This is a genomic window from Saccharopolyspora sp. SCSIO 74807, assembly GCF_037023755.1.
Taxonomy (GTDB): domain Bacteria; phylum Actinomycetota; class Actinomycetes; order Mycobacteriales; family Pseudonocardiaceae; genus Saccharopolyspora_C; species Saccharopolyspora_C galaxeae.
In genome coordinates, this window is sequence record NZ_CP146100.1 from 2,643,213 (window position 1) to 2,660,794 (window position 17,582).

The following is a 17,582-nucleotide window of genomic DNA, read 5'->3' on the forward strand; positions in this document are numbered from 1 at the left end:
CGTCAGGAGTCGCCGACGCGGCCGTCGTGCACGTGCGGCAAGCCCTCCACGTCAGGTGCCGCGAGCGGTTCGGAGACCTGCGGAATGCCGTCCAACTCGGCCGGTTCTTCCACCGGGGCGCGCGGTTCCGGCGTCCGCGCCTGCTGCGGCGCCTCCGACGGCGGCTGTTCAGCGGATTTCTCGGCGGGTTTGCCGGTCGCGCCGCCCTGCACGTTCTCCACGAACCGCAGCAGCTCCACGGGGAACGGCAGGACCAGCGTCGAGTTCTTCTCCGCGGCGACCTCCACCACCGTCTCCAGCAGCCGCAGCTGCAACGCCTCGGGACTGCCGGACATGACGTTCGCGGCGTCGGAGAGCTTGCGCGAAGCCTGGTACTCGCCGTCGGCGGAGATGATCCGGGAACGCCGCTCGCGTTCCGCCTCGGCCTGCCGCGCGATGGAGCGCTTCATCGTCTCCGGCAGCGAGACGTCCTTGATCTCCACCCGGTCGATGTGCACGCCCCAGCCCAGCGCCGGGCTGTCGATCATGACTTCGAGGCCCTGGTTGAGCTTCTCCCGGTTGGCCAGCAGCTCGTCCAGGTCGCTCTTGCCGATGATCGAGCGCAGCGAGGTCTGCGCGACCTGGCCCATGGCGAACAGGTAGTCCTCGACGTTGACCACCGCACGGGTCGGGTCGGTGACGTTGAAGTAGACCACCGCGTCCACCCGCACCGTCACGTTGTCCCTGGTGATGCCTTCCTGCGCGGGCACCGGCATGGTCACGATCTGCAGGTTCACCTTCTGCAGCCGGTCGACGCCCGGCACGATCGCGGTCAGCCCCGGCTCGCGCGGCGCCGACAGCACCCGCCCGAAGCGGAACACCACTCCGCGCTCGTACTGCTTGATGATCCGGACGCTGGAGGCGGTGCACAGCGCCACGAGCAGCGCGATCCCGATGATGAGTTCGACGAGCATGGCGGGCTCCCAACCTCGATCGGCGAGGACGCGAAAGCCCCGGCTCCACCGGAGCCGTCGCACTGCTCACGGTACTCCGGGCGCAGGTTCCGTTCAGCCCGTATGCACTGGTCAACAAGGCTCTCGTGCCGCAGGGCGCGCGGCGCCACGCCGTGGTCACTGCCGTGGAACCCGGCGTTCGCCGCCGCTGCATACCCTCAATGCCATGACCATCCAGGGCTCACCCAACGGCGCGGAGCGCCCGCAGGAGAAGCGACGCGGGCCGGTGGTGCTGCGCCGCTCCCGATTGCAGGATCCCGGCACCACCGATCAGCGCCTGCTCGACTCCCGCGGCCCGACCGACTGGGTGCACACCGATCCGTGGCGGGTGCTGCGGATCCAGTCCGAGTTCGTCGAAGGTTTCGGCGCGCTGGCCGAGGTGCCGCGCGCGGTGACGGTGTTCGGCTCCGCGCGCACGCCCCGCGAGCACCCCGAGTACGAGGTGGGCGAGCAGCTGGGCAAGGCACTGGCCGAGATCGGCTGCGCGGTGATCACCGGCGGCGGCCCCGGTACCATGGAAGCGGCGAACCGGGGCGCGTCCGAAGCGGGCGGGCTGTCCATCGGGCTGGGCATCGAGCTGCCCTTCGAGCAGGGCCTCAACCCGTGGGTGGACCTGGGCGTGAACTTCCGCTACTTCTTCGCGCGCAAGACCATGTTCATCAAGTACGCCCAAGGATTCATCTGCCTGCCCGGCGGTTTCGGCACGATGGACGAGCTGTTCGAGTCGCTGACCCTGGTGCAGACCAAGAAGGTCACCAAGTTCCCCGTAGTGCTGTTCGGCAAGTCGTACTGGCAGGGCCTCTACGACTGGGTGCGGGACACCATGCACGCCTCCGGCAAGATCGGGGACAAGGACCTCGCCCTGCTGCACCTGACCGACGACGTCGACGACGCCGTGGAGATCGTGCAGGAGGCATACCGAGCGTGGGAGGAGACGCATTGAGCGAGCAGGACGCCGCCGGGGACGCCATCGGGGAGGACGTCGCGGTCTGCGTGTACTGCGCGTCCGGGCCGGTGGACCAGCGGCACTTGGACCTCGCAGCCGAGGTGGGCAGCGGGGTCGCCAAGCGGAACTGGACGCTGGTCTCCGGCGGCGGCCGGGTGTCGATGATGGGCGAGGTCGCCCGGGCGGCCCGCGCGGGCGGCGCCCGCTCGGTCGGGGTCATCCCGCGCGCACTGGTGGATCAGGAGGTCGCCGACGACGACGCGGACGAGCTGCTGGTCGTGGACACCATGCGGGAGCGCAAGGGGCTGATGGACGCGCACGCCTCGGCGTTCCTGACGCTGCCCGGCGGCATCGGCACCTGCGAGGAGCTGTTCGAGGTGTGGACCTCGCGCTACATCGGGATGCACGCGAAGCCGGTCGTGCTGCTGGACCCGGACGGCCACTACCGCGGGATGCTCGACTGGGTCCGCGGCCTGGTCGCCGACGGGTTCGCTTCGCAGCGCGCGCTGGACTCGCTCACCGTCGTCACCGACGTCGACGCGGCGCTGGACGCCTGCGCCGGTTGACCGCGGCCGGTCCGGCCGTCCGCCGAGCGTGCCAGTATCGGTGACATGAAGGCACTTCCCGCGCTGCGCTTCGGGGACAAGGACGTGACCGGGGATCGGCCGCTGGTCATGGCCATCGTCAACCGCACCCGCGACTCGTTCTTCGACGGTGGCAGCACCTTCGATGCGCAGTCCGCGCTGGACGCCGTGGACACCGCGATCGCCGACGGCGCCGACATCGTCGACATCGGCGGCGTCCGGGCCGGTGCGCAGGGCGAACCGGTGGACGCCGCGGAGGAGTCGCGCCGGGTGGTGCCGTTCGTGGCCGCGGTCCGCGAGCGCCACCCGGACCTGGTGATCAGCGTCGACACCTGGCGCGGCGAGGTCGCCCGCCAGGTGTGCGAGGCGGGCGCGGACCTGCTCAACGACACCTGGGCCGGTGCGGATCCGCAGCTGGTGCGGGTCGCCGCGGAGTTCGGCGTCGGCATGGTGTGCTCGCACACCGGCGGCCTGCCGCCGCGCACCGATCCCTACCGGGTGCGCTACACCGACGTCGTCGCCGAGGTGGTCGGCGAGCTCGTCGAGCGCGCCGAGCACGCGGTGGCGGCGGGCGTGCCGCCCGCCGGAGTGCTGGTCGACCCGACGCACGACTTCGGCAAGAACACCTGGCACGGGCTGGAGCTGGTGCGCCGGGTGGACGAGCTGACCGCCACCGGCTGGCCGGTGCTGATGGCTATGTCGAACAAGGACTTCGTCGGCGAAACCCTCGGTGCCGAGGTGTCCGAGCGGCTGGAGGGCACCTTGGCGGCAACCGCGGTCGCCGCGTGGGGCGGGGCGCGGGTGTTCCGCGCGCACCAGGTCGCCGAGACGCGGCGGGTGCTGGAGATGGTGGCTTCGATCGCCGGGACGCGGCCACCCGCCGAGGTGCTGCGGGCGCTGGCGTGACCTGCGGTCGGGCGCCCGCGTGGCCGTGGGGGTAGCCGGTCCGCCGGAGGCGCTCGGCCGCGAGTGCGACCGGACTCAGAAAGCGTCTTCGACCAGCTTGCCGGTGTGCGCGATGGGCAGCTCCGGGCCCAGTTCGCGCAGCAGCGGTGCCAGCCGCAGCCAGCGCGACCGAACCCGCGGCGCGCTCGGGTGCCTGCGGGCGACCTCCCTGGCGAGCTCGTCGATGCGCCACCACGCCTCGTCGAGTTCCAAGCCGGTTTCCGGCATCCGGTGCACGGCTTCGACCAGCTCCGCTATCCGGGCGCGCAGTTCGGCGAGGTCCGGGCGGGCACCGTTGCGGTCCGCGTCCGCTCCCGCGGCGTCCGGCCGGGGACGCGGTGCGGGCAGGACGACCTCGCGGCCGTCGGTCGGACCGGGGGCGTTTCGTTCGCTGTCGTCGCGCACACCGAGCTCCTTGCCTCCTCGCGGGCACGCGTCCGCTGGGCGTGCCTGGTGATCCGAAGTGTGGGGCGCTTTCCCCGGTGATCGAGCAGGGTCGTGAATCGATCCACTCATTCGGCGCAGTGATCACCCACGAACGGGCTGCCGGTGCGGTCCACCGGCCACGATGGGCGATCGATCGCTGCCCACCTACTTATGATTAGTGAGTCAATTCACCTCGTGTCGAATCGGGAAAGGACCAACAGCCCCTTGCGCCCGGCCGATGACAGTGGTTCCGAATCACCGTAGAGTCACTACTCGTGAAGGCTGATGCGCTCCGCGGCCACCTGGATGCCTTGCTGCTGGCAACGCTCGACGGCAGGCAGTTGCACGGCTACGCGATCATCGAGGCGTTGCAGCACCGCAGCGGCGGTGCGCTGGACCTGCCCACGGGAACCGTCTACCCGGCGTTGCGCAGGCTGGAACGCGCCGGATACGTGCACAGCGTTTGGAGCACCGTCGGCGGCAGGCAGCGCCGCACCTACCGGCTCACCCAGTCCGGGACGGAGGCGTTGCACGACGAGCGGCGCGCCTGGCGCGAGTTCACCTCCGCCATCGAAGGCGTGCTGGAGAACAGGTCCGTCCCGGTGCAGCCGACCGCGCAGGCATGAGCGGCGTGCGAGCTGGCTGCTCGGCCGTCGGGCGTCCGTGCCACGATCGGTGCCGTGGCTAGTGCGCTGATCTACCTCCTCGTCGTGCTCGTGGTCGCCGCGGTGATCTACCTGCTGGCGACCCTGGTCTTCGGCCGCGGTGAGCAGTTGGAGGCGTTGCCCCCCGGCTCCACGCCGACCCGGCTGCCCGCCACCGACGTGGAAGGCGCCGATGTGCGGGCGCTGCGGTTCCAGCAGGTCGCCCGCGGGTACAAGGCAGCCGAGGTGGATTGGGCGATGGACCGCCTGGCGGGCGAGGTCGACGACCTGCGCGGCCGGATCGCGGTCCTGCAGCGGCAGCTCGACGTGGCCGGCGAGGAGCTGCGCGATGCCCGGTCGGCGGATCGGGAGGAGTGAGTCCGGTGGGCAGAGCGCAGTTGCGGCTGGAAGTGCCGGTCCCGGCGCCGCCGGAGGCGGTGTGGGCGGCCGCGACGGACTGGCCGCGCCAAGGCGAATGGATGCTGGGGACCTCGGTGCACGTCGTCCGCGGTGACGGCGGTCCCGGTTCGCAGCTGGCCGCGTTCACCGGCTTCTACGGGCTCGGTTTCCTGGACACGATGGAGATCGTCGAGATGCGCGAGCCGTTGTGCTGCCGCGTCCGGCACACCGGGCGGCTGATCTCCGGCGAGGGCGGTTTCCGGGTGATCTCCCGCGGTGACGACGACCGCTCGACGTTCGTGTGGTGGGAGGACTTGTCGCTGCCGGCCGGGACCGGACCGGCGTGGCCGGTGGTCCGGCCCGCGTTCGCATGGGGGCTGCGCAAGTCGCTGGACCGGTTCGCGGTGTTCTGCGTGGAGCATCGGCGCGATGGCTGAGCCGGGCGCGGTCGTGATCGGTTCGGACGGCCGGGCGCGCTGCCCGTGGGGAGCGAACCAGCCGGACTACGCCGAGTACCACGACTCCGAATGGGGCGTCCCGCTGCGCGGCGAGGCGGCGCTGTTCGAGCGGATCACGCTGGAAGCCTTCCAGTCCGGGCTGGCCTGGCTGACGATCCTGCGCAAGCGCGAGGCGTTCCGCCGCGCGTTCGCCGAGTTCGACCCGCGGCGGGTCGCCGAGTTCGGTCCGGACGACCGGCAGCGGTTGCTGGCCGACGCGGGCATCGTGCGCAACCGGGCCAAGATCGACGCGGCGATCCGGAACGCGGGCGCGGTGCTGGAGCTGGACCGCCCGCTGGACGAGCTGCTGTGGTCGTTCGCGCCGCAGGATTCCCGGGCGCGGCCGAAGAAGTCGGACGACGTCCCGGCGATCACGCCGGAGTCGAAGGCGATGGCCAAGGAGCTCAAGCGCCGCGGTTTCGTGTTCGTCGGCCCCACGACCTGCTACGCGCTGATGCAGGCGACCGGGATGGTCGACGACCACCTCGCCGGCTGCTGGCGCGCGACCGCCCCGGAGTGAGCTGTTCGTCGTGAGTGAACGGACCGCCCGCCCAATCTAGCCAGGCGAGCAGGCCGTTCACTCGGCGCCGGGTGGGATCAGTGGCCGGTGAAGTCGGGGTTGCGCTTGGCCACGAACGCCGAGACGGCCTCGCGGTGATCGGCGGTCCGGCCGGCTTCGATCTGGGCGCCCGCCTCGACGTCGAGGGCTTCGTCGAGTCCTTCGGCGGCCGCGGCGCGCATCGTCTCCTTGATCCGGGCGTACGCGCTGGTCGGTCCGGTAGCCATCCGCGCGGCGAGCTCGCCTGCCGCTTCGGTGGCCTGCCCGGCGTCGACGACCCGGTTGACCATGCCGATCCGCAACGCCTCGTCGGCGCCCACCGGTTCGGCCAGCAGCAGCAGCTCCATCGCCCGCCCGTAGCCGATCAGCCGCGGCAGCGTCCACGACGCCCCGGTGTCGGTGGACAGCCCCACGTTGGCGAAGGCCATCAGGAACTTCGCGTCGGCCGATGCGATCCGCAGGTCGCAGGCGAACGCCAGCGAAGCCCCCGCGCCCGCCGCGCTGCCGCCGACCGCCGCGATGATCGGTTTCGGCATCGTCGCCACCGCCCGGATCAGCGGGTTGTAGTGCTCCTCGACCGTCCGCAGTGGACTCGGGTCGTCGGCTTCCAGCAGCGCGATGTGCTCCTTGAGGTCCTGCCCTGCGCAGAACGACCGGCCGGCGCCCGCGAGCACCACCGCGCGGATCGAGTCGTCCGCGGCGGCTTCCCGCAACGCGGCGGTCAGCGCGACCTTGAGCTCCACGTTGAGCGCGTTGAACGACTCCGGCCGGTTCATCGTCAGCGACCGCACGCCGTCGTTGTCCTGGGTCAGCAGTACATCGGACACTTCTCGCCCTTTCGTCGCGATGAGCTGTGCCGCGCCGGATCGGCGGCAGCCTCCTCCACAGTGGACTCATGCACTGGTGGTGCCGGTCCGGCGACGGCGCGTGGCGCGAGCGGTCCCGAAGGGACGATCCGCCGAATTCGCCGCCATGGCCGCACGACGCTAGCCGAAGGCGCATCGCGCGGTAAGCCGGGGAGTGCTGAACATGCCTGCACGGAGGCTGAGTCTGCCACCCGGCGCAGGCATTCGACCAGCGCAACAGCGACACGAGTTGATCGGCTCGGTTTCGCGGCTGGTTCCGGATGGGGGAGAATGGACCAGGACCCGGCTGATTGTGGCGATCAGCGGGTGGGAAGAGTTCACGGAGGGAGCACGCTATGGCGGCCATGAAGCCCCGGACCGGTGACGGTCCCCTCGAAGTGACGAAGGAGGGACGCGGGATCGTGATGCGCGTCCCCCTTGAGGGCGGTGGGCGGCTCGTCGTCGAGATGTCGCTGGAGGAGGCCAAGAACCTGGGCGACGCCCTGGAATCGGCCACCGGCTGAGGCCGCCGCGAAACCTCCGGCGTGCCCCCGATCGTCGTGGTCCGGCCCCGGCATTCCAGCGATGCCGGGGCCGTCGTCCGTGGGGCGGGCCGCACCGGCCGCCCCGTTGCAAGGAAGGAATGCCATCCGTGCCCGATTCCTCGGTGTTCGATTCTTCGCGGTCGCGGGAGCACGCGGTGCTCCCGGTGATCCCGACGGCACTGGTCGAAGTGGACGTCGTGACCCGCTGGCGGGACGGCGTGCCCGCGGCGGTGCCGGTCTTCGACGGTGCTGTTGGCCCGGATTTGGCTGGCCCGGACCTGGCTGCGGCCGCCGAACCGTGGGGAGTGGACACCGCGACGCTCGAAGCGTTGGGAGTGACGGCTTCCGCGGGCGACGTGCGCACGATTCCGCTGCCGGACGGGCGGTTCGGCTGGACCGTCGGCGCCGGTTCCGGTGATCAGTGGCGCACCATCGGTGCGGCGCTGGCGCGCGCGGCGCGCGAACGGCTCGGTGAAGGCTCCGGCGAGGACGATCCCGAAGACCTCGGCGACGCGACCGAGGCCGAATACCTCCAAGTGCGGTTGCCCGCGGACGCCGACGCGGAACTCGTCGCCGCGTTGACGCTCGGGTTGTCGCTGGGCGACTACCGGTTCCGGGTCACCGGCAAGCCCACCGCGCCCCGGCTGCGCAAAGCTCTGCTGGTGGTCCCCGAAGGCACGGATCCGGCGGGATTGCGCGAGGCCGTCGCGCAGGCGCACGAGTGGGCCGCCGCCACCGCATTGGCGCGGGACCTGGCCAACACGCCCTCCAACGTGAAGAACCCCGCGTGGTTGACCGGTGCGGCCGCCGAGCTCGCCGGGTCGCTGCCCGGCCTGACGGCCGCCGTCCGCGACGAGAAGTGGTTGGCGGACAAGGGTTTCGGCGGCGTGCTGGCGGTCGGCGGCGGATCCGTGAGCCCGCCCCGGCTGCTGGAGCTGACCTGGCGGCCCGAGGGGATCAAGTCCGGTCCGCACCTGGTGCTGGTCGGCAAGGGCATCACCTTCGACACCGGCGGTCTGTCGCTCAAGCCCGCGGACGGGATGCACATGATGCGCACCGACATGGCCGGTGGCGGCGCGGTGATCGGCGCGCTGCTGTCGATCGCGCGGTTGAACATCCCGGTGCGGGTGACGGCATTGGTGCCGTCCGCGGAGAACCACGTCTCCGGCAGCAGCTACCGGCCGGGCGACGTGGTGCGGCACTACGGCGGCAAGACCACCGAGGTCTCCAACACCGACGCCGAGGGCCGCATGGTCCTCGCGGACGCGCTGGCCTACGCGGTGCACAAGCACGAACCGGACCTGATCGTCGACGTGGCGACGCTGACCGGCGCGATGAAGGTCGCGCTCGGACTGCGCACCGGCGGACTGTTCGCCACCGAGCCGGAACTGCAGCAGCGGGTGCGGGACGCGGGCGAGCGGGTCGGCGAGGCGTGGTGGCCGATGCCGCTGCTGGAGGACCACGCCGCGGACGTGCAAGGAGAACTCGGCGACGTGCGGCAAGCCCCGCAAGGGCCGGGCGGCGTCACCGCGGCGCTGTTCCTGCGCGAGTTCACCGGTGGCGTGCCGTGGGCGCACCTGGACATCGCCGGTCCGGGCCGGGCGGACAAGCCCTACGCCGAGGTGGTGCCCGGCGCGACCGGTTTCGCCGCGCGCAGCCTCGTGGAGCTAGCTGCTTCCCTGGCTTCCTGAACACCGTCGGGGCCGGGCGGTGCGCTACCGCCCGGCCACGTGATCGCGGAACGCCCGGACCGCCGGCGGTAGCGGGCGCCGCGCCGGCCAGACCACGCCGATGGTGCGGTGCGCCGCCGGGTGCAGCGAGATCTCGGAGGTGCCCGGCGCGGCGCCGGAGAGCGCCTTCGGCAGCAGCGTCACACCGAGCCCGGCCGCGACCAGGCCGCGCGCGGTGTCGACCTCCTCGCCCTCCCACGCGAACCGCGGCGTGAAACCGGCCGCTTCGGCGAGGTCGGTGACGATGCGGCGCAGCCCGTATCCGGGGCGCAGCCCGACGAAGTCGTCGTCGGCCAGCTCGGCCAGGCGGATGTCGTCCCGCCCGGCCAGCCGGTGCCCGGCGAAGACCACGGCGACCAGTTCCTCCCTGGTGACCTCGGCGGCCTCGAACTCCGCACCGGACGGGACCGGGGAGACCAGGCAGAGGTCGACCCGGCCGGTGCGCATCCGCGCCAGCATGTCGTCCCGCGAGCCCTGCGCCAGGCCGAACCGGACGCTCGGGTGGTGCTCGCGGAACTCGCTGAGCAGCTGCGGGATCAGCGCGCGGCCCATGGTGTGCTGGAAACCGAGCACGACCTGCCCGCGCTGCGGGTCGAGTTCTTCGACCACCGCCCGGCAGCGGTTCTCCAGCTCGTGCATCGCCTCCTCGGCCGCTTCGGTCAGCAGCGCTCCGGCGCGGGTGAGGACCACGCCGCGTCCCTGCTTGGCCACGACCGGTGTGCCGAGGTGCTCGGCGAGCCGGGCCAGTGCGCGGCTGACCGTGGGCTGCGGCTGGCCGAGCCGCTCGGCCGCGCGTGTGAGTTGCCCCTCCGCGGCGACGGTGCGCAGCAGGTCCAGCGTCGGCGCCAGATGCGCGGCGAGCTGGGCGGCTTCCCGGGGAACGCTCGATTCATGCGGCACAGCATGGATTGTCGGTCACTCGTGCATTGGACGCATTGATTAGCCCTGCTTACGGTCGCTGTCGTGAGTGGAACCGACGTGAGCCGCATCCGGCGCATCCGACTGGCGCTGCTGGTCGGCGCGCTCGCCCTGTTCGCCCTGCTGTACGCGCCGCAACCGGTGCTGCCGCAGTTCTCCGAGGCGTTCTCGCTCGCGCCGGGAACGGTCGCGCTGCTGGTCTCGGCGGGCACGCTGGGGCTGGCGGTGGCCGCGGTACCGCTCGGCACGCTGTCCGAGGTCTTCGGGCGCCGCCGCGTCATGGTCACCTCACTGCTGGTGGCCGAGGTGATCGGGTTGGCGCTGCCGTGGCTGGCGAACTTCCCGCTGCTGGTCGTGCTGCGCTTCGTGCAAGGCGCCGCGGTGGCGGGCATCGCCGCTGTCGCCACCGCGTACCTGGCCGACGAGACCGGTGGCCGTGATCTCGGCACCACGATGGGCCTCTACGTCGCGGGCACCACCATCGGCGGCATGTCCGGACGGCTGCTCGGCGGCGTCGCGGGCGACTTCGGCGGCTGGACCGGCGGGCTGATCGCGGTGGCGCTGCTCGCCGGGGTGTGCACCGTGGCGTTCGTGCTGCTGCTGCCGACCGAGCGGCACCAGCGCAGGCAGGAGTTCCGCTGGCGCCCGCTGCTGACCGGCGTGCGCGCCGCGGCGACCGATCCCGCGCTGCGCGCGCCGTTCGCGGTGGCCGCGCTGGGCATGGGTTCGTTCGTGGCGGTCTACAACGTGCTCGGCTTCCGCTTGATCGCGCCGCCGCTGTCGGTGCCGCCCGCGCTGGCCGCGCTGGCGTTCCTGGCTTACGCGGCGGGCACGGTGACCTCCGCGATAGCGGGACGGCTCGCCGACCGGTGGGGGCGCAAGCCGGTGCTGCTGACCGGGCTCGGCACCGCGCTGGCCGGGCTGGCGCTGCTGCTCGCCGGGAACATCGTCGTGATCCTGATCGGGCTCGTGGTGTTCACCGGCGGATTCTTCGCCGCGCACTCGGTGGCCAGCGGCTGGGTCGGGTTCCTGGCGTCGCCGTCGGCGCGGGGGCAGGCGTCCGCGATGTACCAGTTCGCCTACTACGGCGGCAGCAGCGTCGGCGGAGTGCTCGGCGGAATGGCCTATGCGCAGTGGGGATGGCCTGGGATGACGCTGGTGCTCGCGTGCTGGCTGGTGCTGGCCGGGGTCGCCGTGCTGCGGGCGCGGAAGCCGCAACCGGCCGAGCCGTCTCAACCCGAACTGCAGTCGGTTTCGTAGGAATCCCGTTGCGGTGCTGGTTGCGTGCTCCGGATCAGCAGCCAGCGCAGTCGATCAGGTGGCGTCCGGGTCGTAAGGCGGCCGTTCGCCCGGGTCCAGCGGGCGCTGCGGTTGCGGCTTGGCCGTGCTGGAACCGGAACTGGAGCCGTTGCCGTTGCCGTTGAGCGGCGGATCCAGCGGATTCTCCCCGTCGAACAGGTGCTTGCTCACCGCCGTGCGCGGATTGAAGTCGCGGATGCCGCGCAGATCCTCCAGCGGCTTGCGCAACTCGTCGAACTCCGGACCGAGTTCGGAGCGCAGCTGATCGCGGGCGCCCGTCGCGTACTCCTTGACCTGGCGGATGGTGCGCCCCAGCCAGGCCGCGCCCTGCGGCAACCGTTCCGGGCCGAGGATGAACAGGCCGGCAACGATGAGGACCAGGATCTCACCCCAGCCGATGCTCTCGAACACCTCGGATCACCCTTCGCCTCAAGAGTGCTTCAACAACGAACGCGCAACCGGGTTGCGCAGCGGACCCGCGAGTGACCCGGCCGCGAGCGGCTCCGCCGCGCACGGGCCACCTCGCGACGGTGCGCCGCCGCCAGCCTACCCACCCGGGGGACGGCGGTGGAAACGCCACTTTTCCCAGCTTCGCGGCCGTTCAGCGCAGCACCACGTTCAGCACCAGCTCACGCCCCTGCCGGACCACCGTCACCGGGACCGTCTCGCCGACCCGGTGCCGGTCGACGGCCACGATCAGCTCGTCGGCCGTGCTGACCTTGCGGTCGCCGACCTTGATGATCACATCACCCTCGCCGATGCCCGCGCCCGCGGCGGCGCTGCCGTCCCGCACGTTCTGCACCTGGGCACCGTCGGTGACGCCGTCGCTGACCGACTTCGGGTTCACCCCGAGATCGGCGTGGCTGGCCTTGCCGGTGCGGATCAGCTCCTGCGCGATCCGGCGCACGTCGTCGATCGGGATCGCGAAGCCGAGGCCGATCGAACCGCCCTCACCGCCACTCTCGCCGAGCGTGCGGATCCCGCTGTTGATGCCGACCACCGCGCCGTTGCCGTCCACCAGCGCGCCACCGGAGTTGCCGGGGTTGATCGCCGCGTCGGTCTGGATCGCATCGACGACCGCGTTGGTGTCGCTGCCCTCCCCGGCCAGCCGCACCGGGCGGTGCACCGAACTGACGATGCCGGTGGTGACGGTGCTGGCCAGCCCGAGCGGCGAGCCCACGGCGATGACCTGATCGCCCACCGCGAGACTTCCCGAGTTGCCCAGCTGCGCCACCGTCGGGTTGGCCACGTCGACCTTGATCACCGCCAGGTCGGTCTTGACGTCGCGCCCGACGATCCGCGCGGGCACCCGGGTGCCGTCGCTGAAGACCGTGGAGACGGTCGCGTTCGGGGTGTCCGCGGCCATCGACACGACGTGGTTGTTGGTGACGACGTAGCCGTCGCCGTCGATCACCACGCCGGAACCGGAGCCGCCCTGCGCGCCGACGTGCACCTCGACCGACACCACAGCGGGCACGATCCGCTTCGCCACCCCGGACACGGCGCCTGCCGGGCGGTCCGCGCCCGGCTGCACCTCGGACAACGTCACGTCCGGATTGGTCAGCGGATTGCCCTCCTCGGCGGTGATCCGGCCGACGAAGCCGCCGACGACGGCCAGCAGCACCGCGACACCGCCCAGCGCGGCCAGCGCGCGCGGGCGCACCCGGCGGCCGAACAGGATCTCCCGCGCGCTCAGCAGCGGACCGGGAGCCGGGTCCGAGTCGGAATCATCGGAGCCCTCGGCGACCGCGGGCGGCCCCATCACCGCACCTGCCGAGGGGTTGCGCCAGGGATCGTGCTCGCCGCGTTCGCTCCAGAACGTGGGCGGCTGCTCGGCGGACGGGGAAGGCGCCGACTCGCCCGGTTCCCGCTGCAGCGAACTCGCGGTGCCCCGGGGTCGGCCGAACGCCTGCGACAAAGCCGGGGAGGGGCCAGGGGGAACGGCACCGGTCGCCGGTAGCTGATCGGTGCGCTCCGGGTCGAAGCCGCCGGTGACGCCCGCCGGCCTGCCGAACGCGGCGGCCTGCGCCGAGTCGACCTCCGGGTGCTGGACCGGCCGGACGCCGAGCCGCTGCGGTTGCGACTCGGCCGAAGCCGGATCGATCGCCGGGGGCTGCTGCGCGGTCGCGTCCGGGTTGCCTGCGTGCTCAGCCGCGGCGGAGTTCTGCGCGGTCGGGTCCGGCCACTGCCCGTGCCCGGAGTTCTCGGCGGGGCGGCCGTCGGCCCGCCCGTCCGCTCGCTGGAACGTCCCGCCGTCCTGGTCGTGCGGCCGAGCCTGGTCGGGCCGCGCCGGATCGGATCCCTGCGCGGGTTTCCTCGGCTGCTCGCTCATCGCTCCCCGGGCCTGCGAAGTCGTCGACAGATCGGCACCCGTGCGAGTGGATCACACCGGCACGGCGCTGCGCGCAGCGGCACAGGTGCCCGACTCGATCGTGCCTCGGAGGCGGTGAAATCCGCGTAGGAGCGCGGTGCTCGGCACCGCGGGCGGGGTCAAGGCTGGACGGAAGCCGACATCGCCGGTCGGCCGGCCGGAATGCTGGAGGTACCGGGCCCGGGAACCGCGGCCAAGCTGGGCGCCGGCGGAGGGGGCGGGGTGCGCAGCCCGGTCGAAGCCGGGATCAGCGCGGAGTCGTAGGCGCCGCCGGGGTGCGGCAGCGGCCCGACCGCGGGCGGTGGCCCCTGCTCGTCCGGCATGCTGACCAGTGCCAGCGCTCCGAGCACGAGGCTGGAGAACACCACGCCCGCCCCGGTTCGCCTGCCGCGCCCGGGCCGTGCCTGCCCGCGGGAGTCGAGACCGGTTTCGCCGAGCGGCGTGCTCGAACCCAGCGGTTGCTGACCGCCGCCCAGCGGCGTGCTCGAACCCAGCGCCGCGCCGGATCCGAAGCGTCCGCGCCGGGCACTGGGGTCGACGGTGACCAGCTGGCCGTCCTCGGTCAGCGCCAGGCCGTCCGGTTGCGCGGGCAGTTCCGCGTTCGAGGGGATGGATTGCAGGGCCTGCAGCAAGCCGGGGGAAACCGACGGCGCGCCCGCGGACTGCACCGCGGCCCGCGCTTGCCGTTGTGCGGTGGCGTCGGCCGCGCAAGCCGGGCACCTGGCGAGGTGGGCGGCCGCGCGGTCGTGGGCGTTGGCGCTGAGTTCGCCGTCCACGAACGCCACGAGCGCGTCCAGCGCGAGGTGCTGCTCGGGCAGACCCCACCCTCGCCGTCCTGTCATGCCGAGTCCTCCCGAGCGTGCGCGCGACGCGCTTCCAGGGTCGCTTTCAACATCTGCCGTCCGCGGTGGATCCTGCTGCGCACCGTACCCAGCTTCACCCCGAGGGTGGTGCCGATCTCCTCGTAGGAGAGCCCTTCCACGTCGCAGAGCACCACGGCGGCGCGGAACTCCGGCGGCAGCTCGTCCAGCGCGGCCTGCAGGTCCGGGTCGAGGTGGGTGTCGTGGAAGACCTGCTCCGGGCTGGGCCCGCTGCTGGGCAGCCGGTCGGTGTCCTCCGGCAGACCTTCCATCCGCAGCCGGGACCGGCGCCGCGCCATGTCCAGGAACAGGTTCGTGGTGATCCGGTGCAACCAGCCCTCGAAGGTGCCCGGCTTGTAGGAGGCCAGCGACCGGAAGACGCGGATGAAGGTTTCCTGGGTGATGTCCTCGGCGTCGTGCTGGTTGCCGGTGAGCCGGTATGCCAGCCGGTAGATCCGGTCGGCGTGCTCCCGGACCACCTCGTCCCAGGACGGCGGCGTCCAGGTCGTCTCGGTGGCTGGTGCCGTCTCGGTGACGGGCCCCGTCTCGGTCACGGGCGCGGTGCCGGCGTGTTGTTCGGCGTGCTGAGCCGGACTCATCGACTGTGTTGGCATCGGACGAGAAGCCACCTCCTGCGGCGGTTGCATCCGGAGAACGAGCGGAGCATCGACGTTGTTCCCGAGCTGCAGCGTTGTTGGCGGGGTACCGGCGGGATCGCCGGCGTGTGCACGGGACATCGGCCCGTCATGCACCACTGTTTCGCGCGCGGGTGAGGCAGGTATGAAAGCGCCCTGAGAGCATCCTGAGAAACCGGTTTTCACTCGATCGGCCCAGCGAGTGGCGGGTGCGGGGAAGAAACGGGCGGCTAACGATGTGCTCGTTCCGCACAACTGAATGCCCTTCAGAGATAATCTTGTTACCCGTGATACCCGAGACGTCGATCGATCCCGGTCCGCTGGACCGGCCGGGCAGGCTGCTCGGCGACGCCGCCGGGCGGCAGGCCGTCGCCGAGGAATCCGAGGCCGCGGCCGTGGCCGCCGACGGCGCGCTCATCGACTCATCGACCGGCGCCGCGCTGCGCTTCCTGGCCGCGGTGCTGCGCGCGAAGGCGGTCGTCGAAGTGGGCACCGGCACCGGCGACTCGGCTCGCTGGTTGCTCGCGGGCATGGCCCCGAGCGGACTGCTGACCTCGATCGATCTCGACCCGACCGCGCAGCGCATCGCGCGCGAAGCGCTCGCGGCCGACGGGGTGCCGCGGTCGCGCACCCGGTTCATCACGGGCCTCGCCGATCAGGTGCTGCCGCGGCTCGCGGAGGGCGCCTACGACCTGATGTTCGTCGACGCGGCGCCGAGCGGATATCCGATGTACCTGGAGGCCGGGTCGCGGCTGCTGCGGCCCGGCGGGGCGATCGTGTTCGCAGGCACCAACCCGCCCGAGACCGCGGACCGGCACGATTCGCGGGCGGCGGCGCTGCGCGAACTCACCCAGGCCATCCGCGCCGACGAGGGCCTCGTGCCAGTGGCGCTGCCGGTCGGCGACGGCCTGCTCGCCGTCGCCCGCTCGATCTGATCCGCGCCCGGAGTGAACGGACCGCTGGCCCGGCTGGTTCGGACGAACGGTCCGCCCACTCGCGGAACCCGGAGTTGCTGATCGAGTGAACGGACTGTTGGTCCGGCTGGATTGGCCGAACGGTCCGCCCACTCGCGGCGATCAAGCGGGGGAGACGGACAGCAGCTGGCCCGCCAGGCCGCGGGCGCGGGTGGACAGCCGCTTGGCGACGTCGGCGAGCACCTTCGACGACGGCGCGTCCGGCGCCTCGATGACCAGCGGAGTCCCGCTGTCCCCGGACTCCCGCAGCCGGGTGTCCAGCGGGACCTGGCCCAGCAGCGGGACATCGTGGCCGATCGAGCGGGTCAGCGAGTCCGCCACGATCTGCCCGCCGCCGCTGCCGAAGACCTCCATGCGCTGCCCGTCGGGCAGCTCCATCCAGGACATGTTCTCCACGACCCCGGCGAGCCGCTGCCGCGTCTGCATCGCGATCGCCCCGGCGCGCTCGGCGACCTCGGCGGCTGCCTGCTGCGGCGTGGTCACCACCAGGATCTCGGCGTTCGGGATCAGCTGGGCGGTGGACAGCGCGACGTCGCCGGTGCCGGGCGGCAGGTCCAGCAGCAGCACGTCCAGGTCGCCCCAGAACACGTCCGAGAGGAACTGCTGCAGCGCACGGTGCAGCATCGGCCCGCGCCACACGACCGGCGTGTTGCCCGGGGTGAACATCCCGATTGAGATCACCTTCACGCCGTGCGCCTGCGGCGGCATGATCATCTTGTCCACCTGGGTGGGCTTGCCGTCCGAACCCAGCATCCGGGGCACCGAGTGCCCGTAGATGTCGGCGTCGACCACGCCGACCGACAGCCCGCGCGCGGCCATCGAGGCGGCCAGGTTGACCGTCACGCTGGACTTGCCGACGCCGCCCTTGCCGGAGGCCACGCAGTACACCCGGGTCATCGAGCCGGGCTCGGCGAACGGGATGCGCGGTTCCTCGGAGTCGCCGCGCAGCTGCTTGCGCAGTTCGGAGCGCTGCTCGTCGCTCATCACGTCGAGCTCGACGGTCACCTCGCGCACCCCGTCGACCTCGCGCACGGCCTGGTCGACGCGCTGCGTGATGGTTTCCCGCATCGGGCAGCCCTGGACGGTCAAGTAGACCTCGACGTCCACCTTGCCGTCCTCGCCGACGGTGACCGACTTGACCATGCCGAGTTCGGTGATCGGCTTGTGGATCTCGGGGTCATCGACCTTGCCGAGGGCCTGGCGGACGGCCTCTTCCGTGGGAGCGGAGTACGTGCTGGTCACGGTTGCGGTGACACCGACCCTTCCTGCGGGGACTGGTTGCCCCTCATGCTACTGACCGGAAAGTGATGTTACGGACCGGTAGCCCCATGGGGGCGGGCGAGGGGTGCGCGGGGCGTGACCGCCCGGCGGCCGGCCCGGCGATCGTCGCGCCCGGGTTCGACGTGCTTGCGC

Annotated in this window: 20 protein-coding genes; 11 read left to right on the forward strand and 9 right to left on the reverse strand. The window is 72.0% G+C overall.

The window, feature by feature from the left end:
• Positions 1 to 2: 2 nt before the first annotated feature.
• Positions 3 to 953 (reverse strand): slipin family protein, encoded by a 951-nt coding sequence (locus tag V1457_RS12125; RefSeq protein WP_200073280.1) that lies wholly within the window; start codon positions 951 to 953, stop codon positions 3 to 5.
• Positions 954 to 1,158: 205 nt separating this feature from the next.
• Here V1457_RS12125 and V1457_RS12130 point away from each other — a divergent pair, with 205 nt between their 5' ends.
• The 3 genes from V1457_RS12130 to folP are packed head-to-tail and all read left to right on the forward strand — an operon-like array spanning position 1,159 to position 3,428.
• On the forward strand, positions 1,159 to 1,935 hold the full coding sequence (locus tag V1457_RS12130; RefSeq protein WP_338603588.1) for a TIGR00730 family Rossman fold protein: 777 nt from the start codon (positions 1,159 to 1,161) through the stop codon (positions 1,933 to 1,935).
• Complete coding sequence (locus V1457_RS12135) at positions 1,932 to 2,504, forward strand: TIGR00730 family Rossman fold protein (RefSeq protein WP_233628404.1); 573 nt, start codon at positions 1,932 to 1,934, stop codon at positions 2,502 to 2,504. The genes V1457_RS12130 and V1457_RS12135 overlap by 4 nt, the downstream gene beginning before the upstream one ends.
• A 45-nt stretch (positions 2,505 to 2,549) precedes the next feature.
• Positions 2,550 to 3,428, forward strand: coding sequence for a dihydropteroate synthase (gene folP / locus V1457_RS12140; RefSeq protein WP_338603593.1), 879 nt, complete (start codon positions 2,550 to 2,552; stop codon positions 3,426 to 3,428).
• Positions 3,429 to 3,503: 75 nt separating this feature from the next.
• Here folP and V1457_RS12145 read toward each other — a convergent pair whose 3' ends face one another.
• Entirely contained in the window at positions 3,504 to 3,872 is a 369-nt protein-coding gene (locus V1457_RS12145) for a hypothetical protein (RefSeq protein WP_338603596.1), read from the reverse strand.
• Positions 3,873 to 4,168: 296 nt separating this feature from the next.
• On the opposite strand from V1457_RS12145, the gene V1457_RS12150 reads away from it, so the two are divergent.
• The 4 genes from V1457_RS12150 to V1457_RS12165 are packed head-to-tail and all read left to right on the forward strand — an operon-like array spanning position 4,169 to position 5,953.
• Positions 4,169 to 4,519 (forward strand): helix-turn-helix transcriptional regulator, encoded by a 351-nt coding sequence (locus tag V1457_RS12150; protein ID WP_338603599.1) that lies wholly within the window; start codon positions 4,169 to 4,171, stop codon positions 4,517 to 4,519.
• A 54-nt stretch (positions 4,520 to 4,573) separates the two neighbouring features.
• Entirely contained in the window at positions 4,574 to 4,915 is a 342-nt protein-coding gene (locus tag V1457_RS12155) for a DivIVA domain-containing protein (protein WP_338603602.1), read from the forward strand.
• A 5-nt stretch (positions 4,916 to 4,920) separates the two neighbouring features.
• Positions 4,921 to 5,373 carry an SRPBCC family protein gene (locus V1457_RS12160; RefSeq protein WP_295148235.1) on the forward strand — a complete coding sequence of 151 codons (453 nt, stop codon included), beginning with the start codon at positions 4,921 to 4,923 and terminating at the stop codon, positions 5,371 to 5,373.
• Entirely contained in the window at positions 5,366 to 5,953 is a 588-nt protein-coding gene (locus tag V1457_RS12165; RefSeq protein WP_338603605.1) for a DNA-3-methyladenine glycosylase I, read from the forward strand. The genes V1457_RS12160 and V1457_RS12165 overlap by 8 nt, the downstream gene beginning before the upstream one ends.
• Positions 5,954 to 6,030: 77 nt before the next feature.
• On the opposite strand, the gene V1457_RS12170 is transcribed toward V1457_RS12165, so the two are convergent.
• Positions 6,031 to 6,819, reverse strand: a complete 789-nt coding sequence (locus V1457_RS12170; protein WP_338603608.1) for an enoyl-CoA hydratase-related protein — start codon at positions 6,817 to 6,819, stop codon at positions 6,031 to 6,033.
• A gap of 374 nt (positions 6,820 to 7,193) precedes the next feature.
• Here V1457_RS12170 and V1457_RS12175 point away from each other — a divergent pair, with 374 nt between their 5' ends.
• Both V1457_RS12175 and V1457_RS12180 read left to right on the forward strand, forming a co-directional pair.
• Positions 7,194 to 7,361, forward strand: a complete 168-nt coding sequence (locus tag V1457_RS12175) for a DUF3117 domain-containing protein (RefSeq protein ID WP_200073288.1) — start codon at positions 7,194 to 7,196, stop codon at positions 7,359 to 7,361.
• 239 nt (positions 7,362 to 7,600) lie between these two features.
• Positions 7,601 to 9,073: a M17 family metallopeptidase gene (locus V1457_RS12180; protein ID WP_374220982.1), complete on the forward strand. Its 1,473-nt coding sequence runs from the start codon at positions 7,601 to 7,603 to the stop codon at positions 9,071 to 9,073.
• 24 nt (positions 9,074 to 9,097) lie between these two features.
• On the opposite strand, the gene V1457_RS12185 is transcribed toward V1457_RS12180, so the two are convergent.
• Positions 9,098 to 10,012: a LysR substrate-binding domain-containing protein gene (locus V1457_RS12185; protein WP_307850317.1), complete on the reverse strand. Its 915-nt coding sequence runs from the start codon at positions 10,010 to 10,012 to the stop codon at positions 9,098 to 9,100.
• Between the two features lie 63 nt (positions 10,013 to 10,075).
• Between V1457_RS12185 and V1457_RS12190 the strand changes: the two genes are divergently transcribed.
• Positions 10,076 to 11,290, forward strand: coding sequence for an MFS transporter (locus tag V1457_RS12190; protein ID WP_200073291.1), 1,215 nt, complete (start codon positions 10,076 to 10,078; stop codon positions 11,288 to 11,290).
• Between the two features lie 54 nt (positions 11,291 to 11,344).
• Here the strand turns inward: V1457_RS12190 and tatB are convergent, their stop codons facing one another.
• The 4 genes from tatB to sigE all read right to left on the reverse strand — a co-directional run bounded on the left by tatB (position 11,345) and on the right by sigE (position 15,174).
• On the reverse strand, positions 11,345 to 11,740 hold the full coding sequence (gene tatB, locus V1457_RS12195) for a Sec-independent protein translocase protein TatB (RefSeq protein ID WP_200073292.1): 396 nt from the start codon (positions 11,738 to 11,740) through the stop codon (positions 11,345 to 11,347).
• Positions 11,741 to 11,930: 190 nt separating this feature from the next.
• Entirely contained in the window at positions 11,931 to 13,661 is a 1,731-nt protein-coding gene (locus tag V1457_RS12200; protein ID WP_338603617.1) for a trypsin-like peptidase domain-containing protein, read from the reverse strand.
• Between the two features lie 158 nt (positions 13,662 to 13,819).
• Positions 13,820 to 14,542, reverse strand: coding sequence for a zf-HC2 domain-containing protein (locus V1457_RS12205; protein WP_200073294.1), 723 nt, complete (start codon positions 14,540 to 14,542; stop codon positions 13,820 to 13,822).
• Positions 14,539 to 15,174, reverse strand: a complete 636-nt coding sequence (gene sigE, locus V1457_RS12210; protein WP_233628405.1) for an RNA polymerase sigma factor SigE — start codon at positions 15,172 to 15,174, stop codon at positions 14,539 to 14,541. Before sigE ends, V1457_RS12205 begins: the two co-directional genes overlap by 4 nt.
• Before the next feature lie 308 nt (positions 15,175 to 15,482).
• On the opposite strand from sigE, the gene V1457_RS12215 reads away from it, so the two are divergent.
• On the forward strand, positions 15,483 to 16,130 hold the full coding sequence (locus V1457_RS12215) for an O-methyltransferase (RefSeq protein ID WP_338603624.1): 648 nt from the start codon (positions 15,483 to 15,485) through the stop codon (positions 16,128 to 16,130).
• 141 nt (positions 16,131 to 16,271) lie between these two features.
• Here V1457_RS12215 and V1457_RS12220 read toward each other — a convergent pair whose 3' ends face one another.
• Positions 16,272 to 17,411 carry an Mrp/NBP35 family ATP-binding protein gene (locus V1457_RS12220; protein WP_200073296.1) on the reverse strand — a complete coding sequence of 380 codons (1,140 nt, stop codon included), beginning with the start codon at positions 17,409 to 17,411 and terminating at the stop codon, positions 16,272 to 16,274.
• Positions 17,412 to 17,582 lie beyond the last annotated feature (171 nt).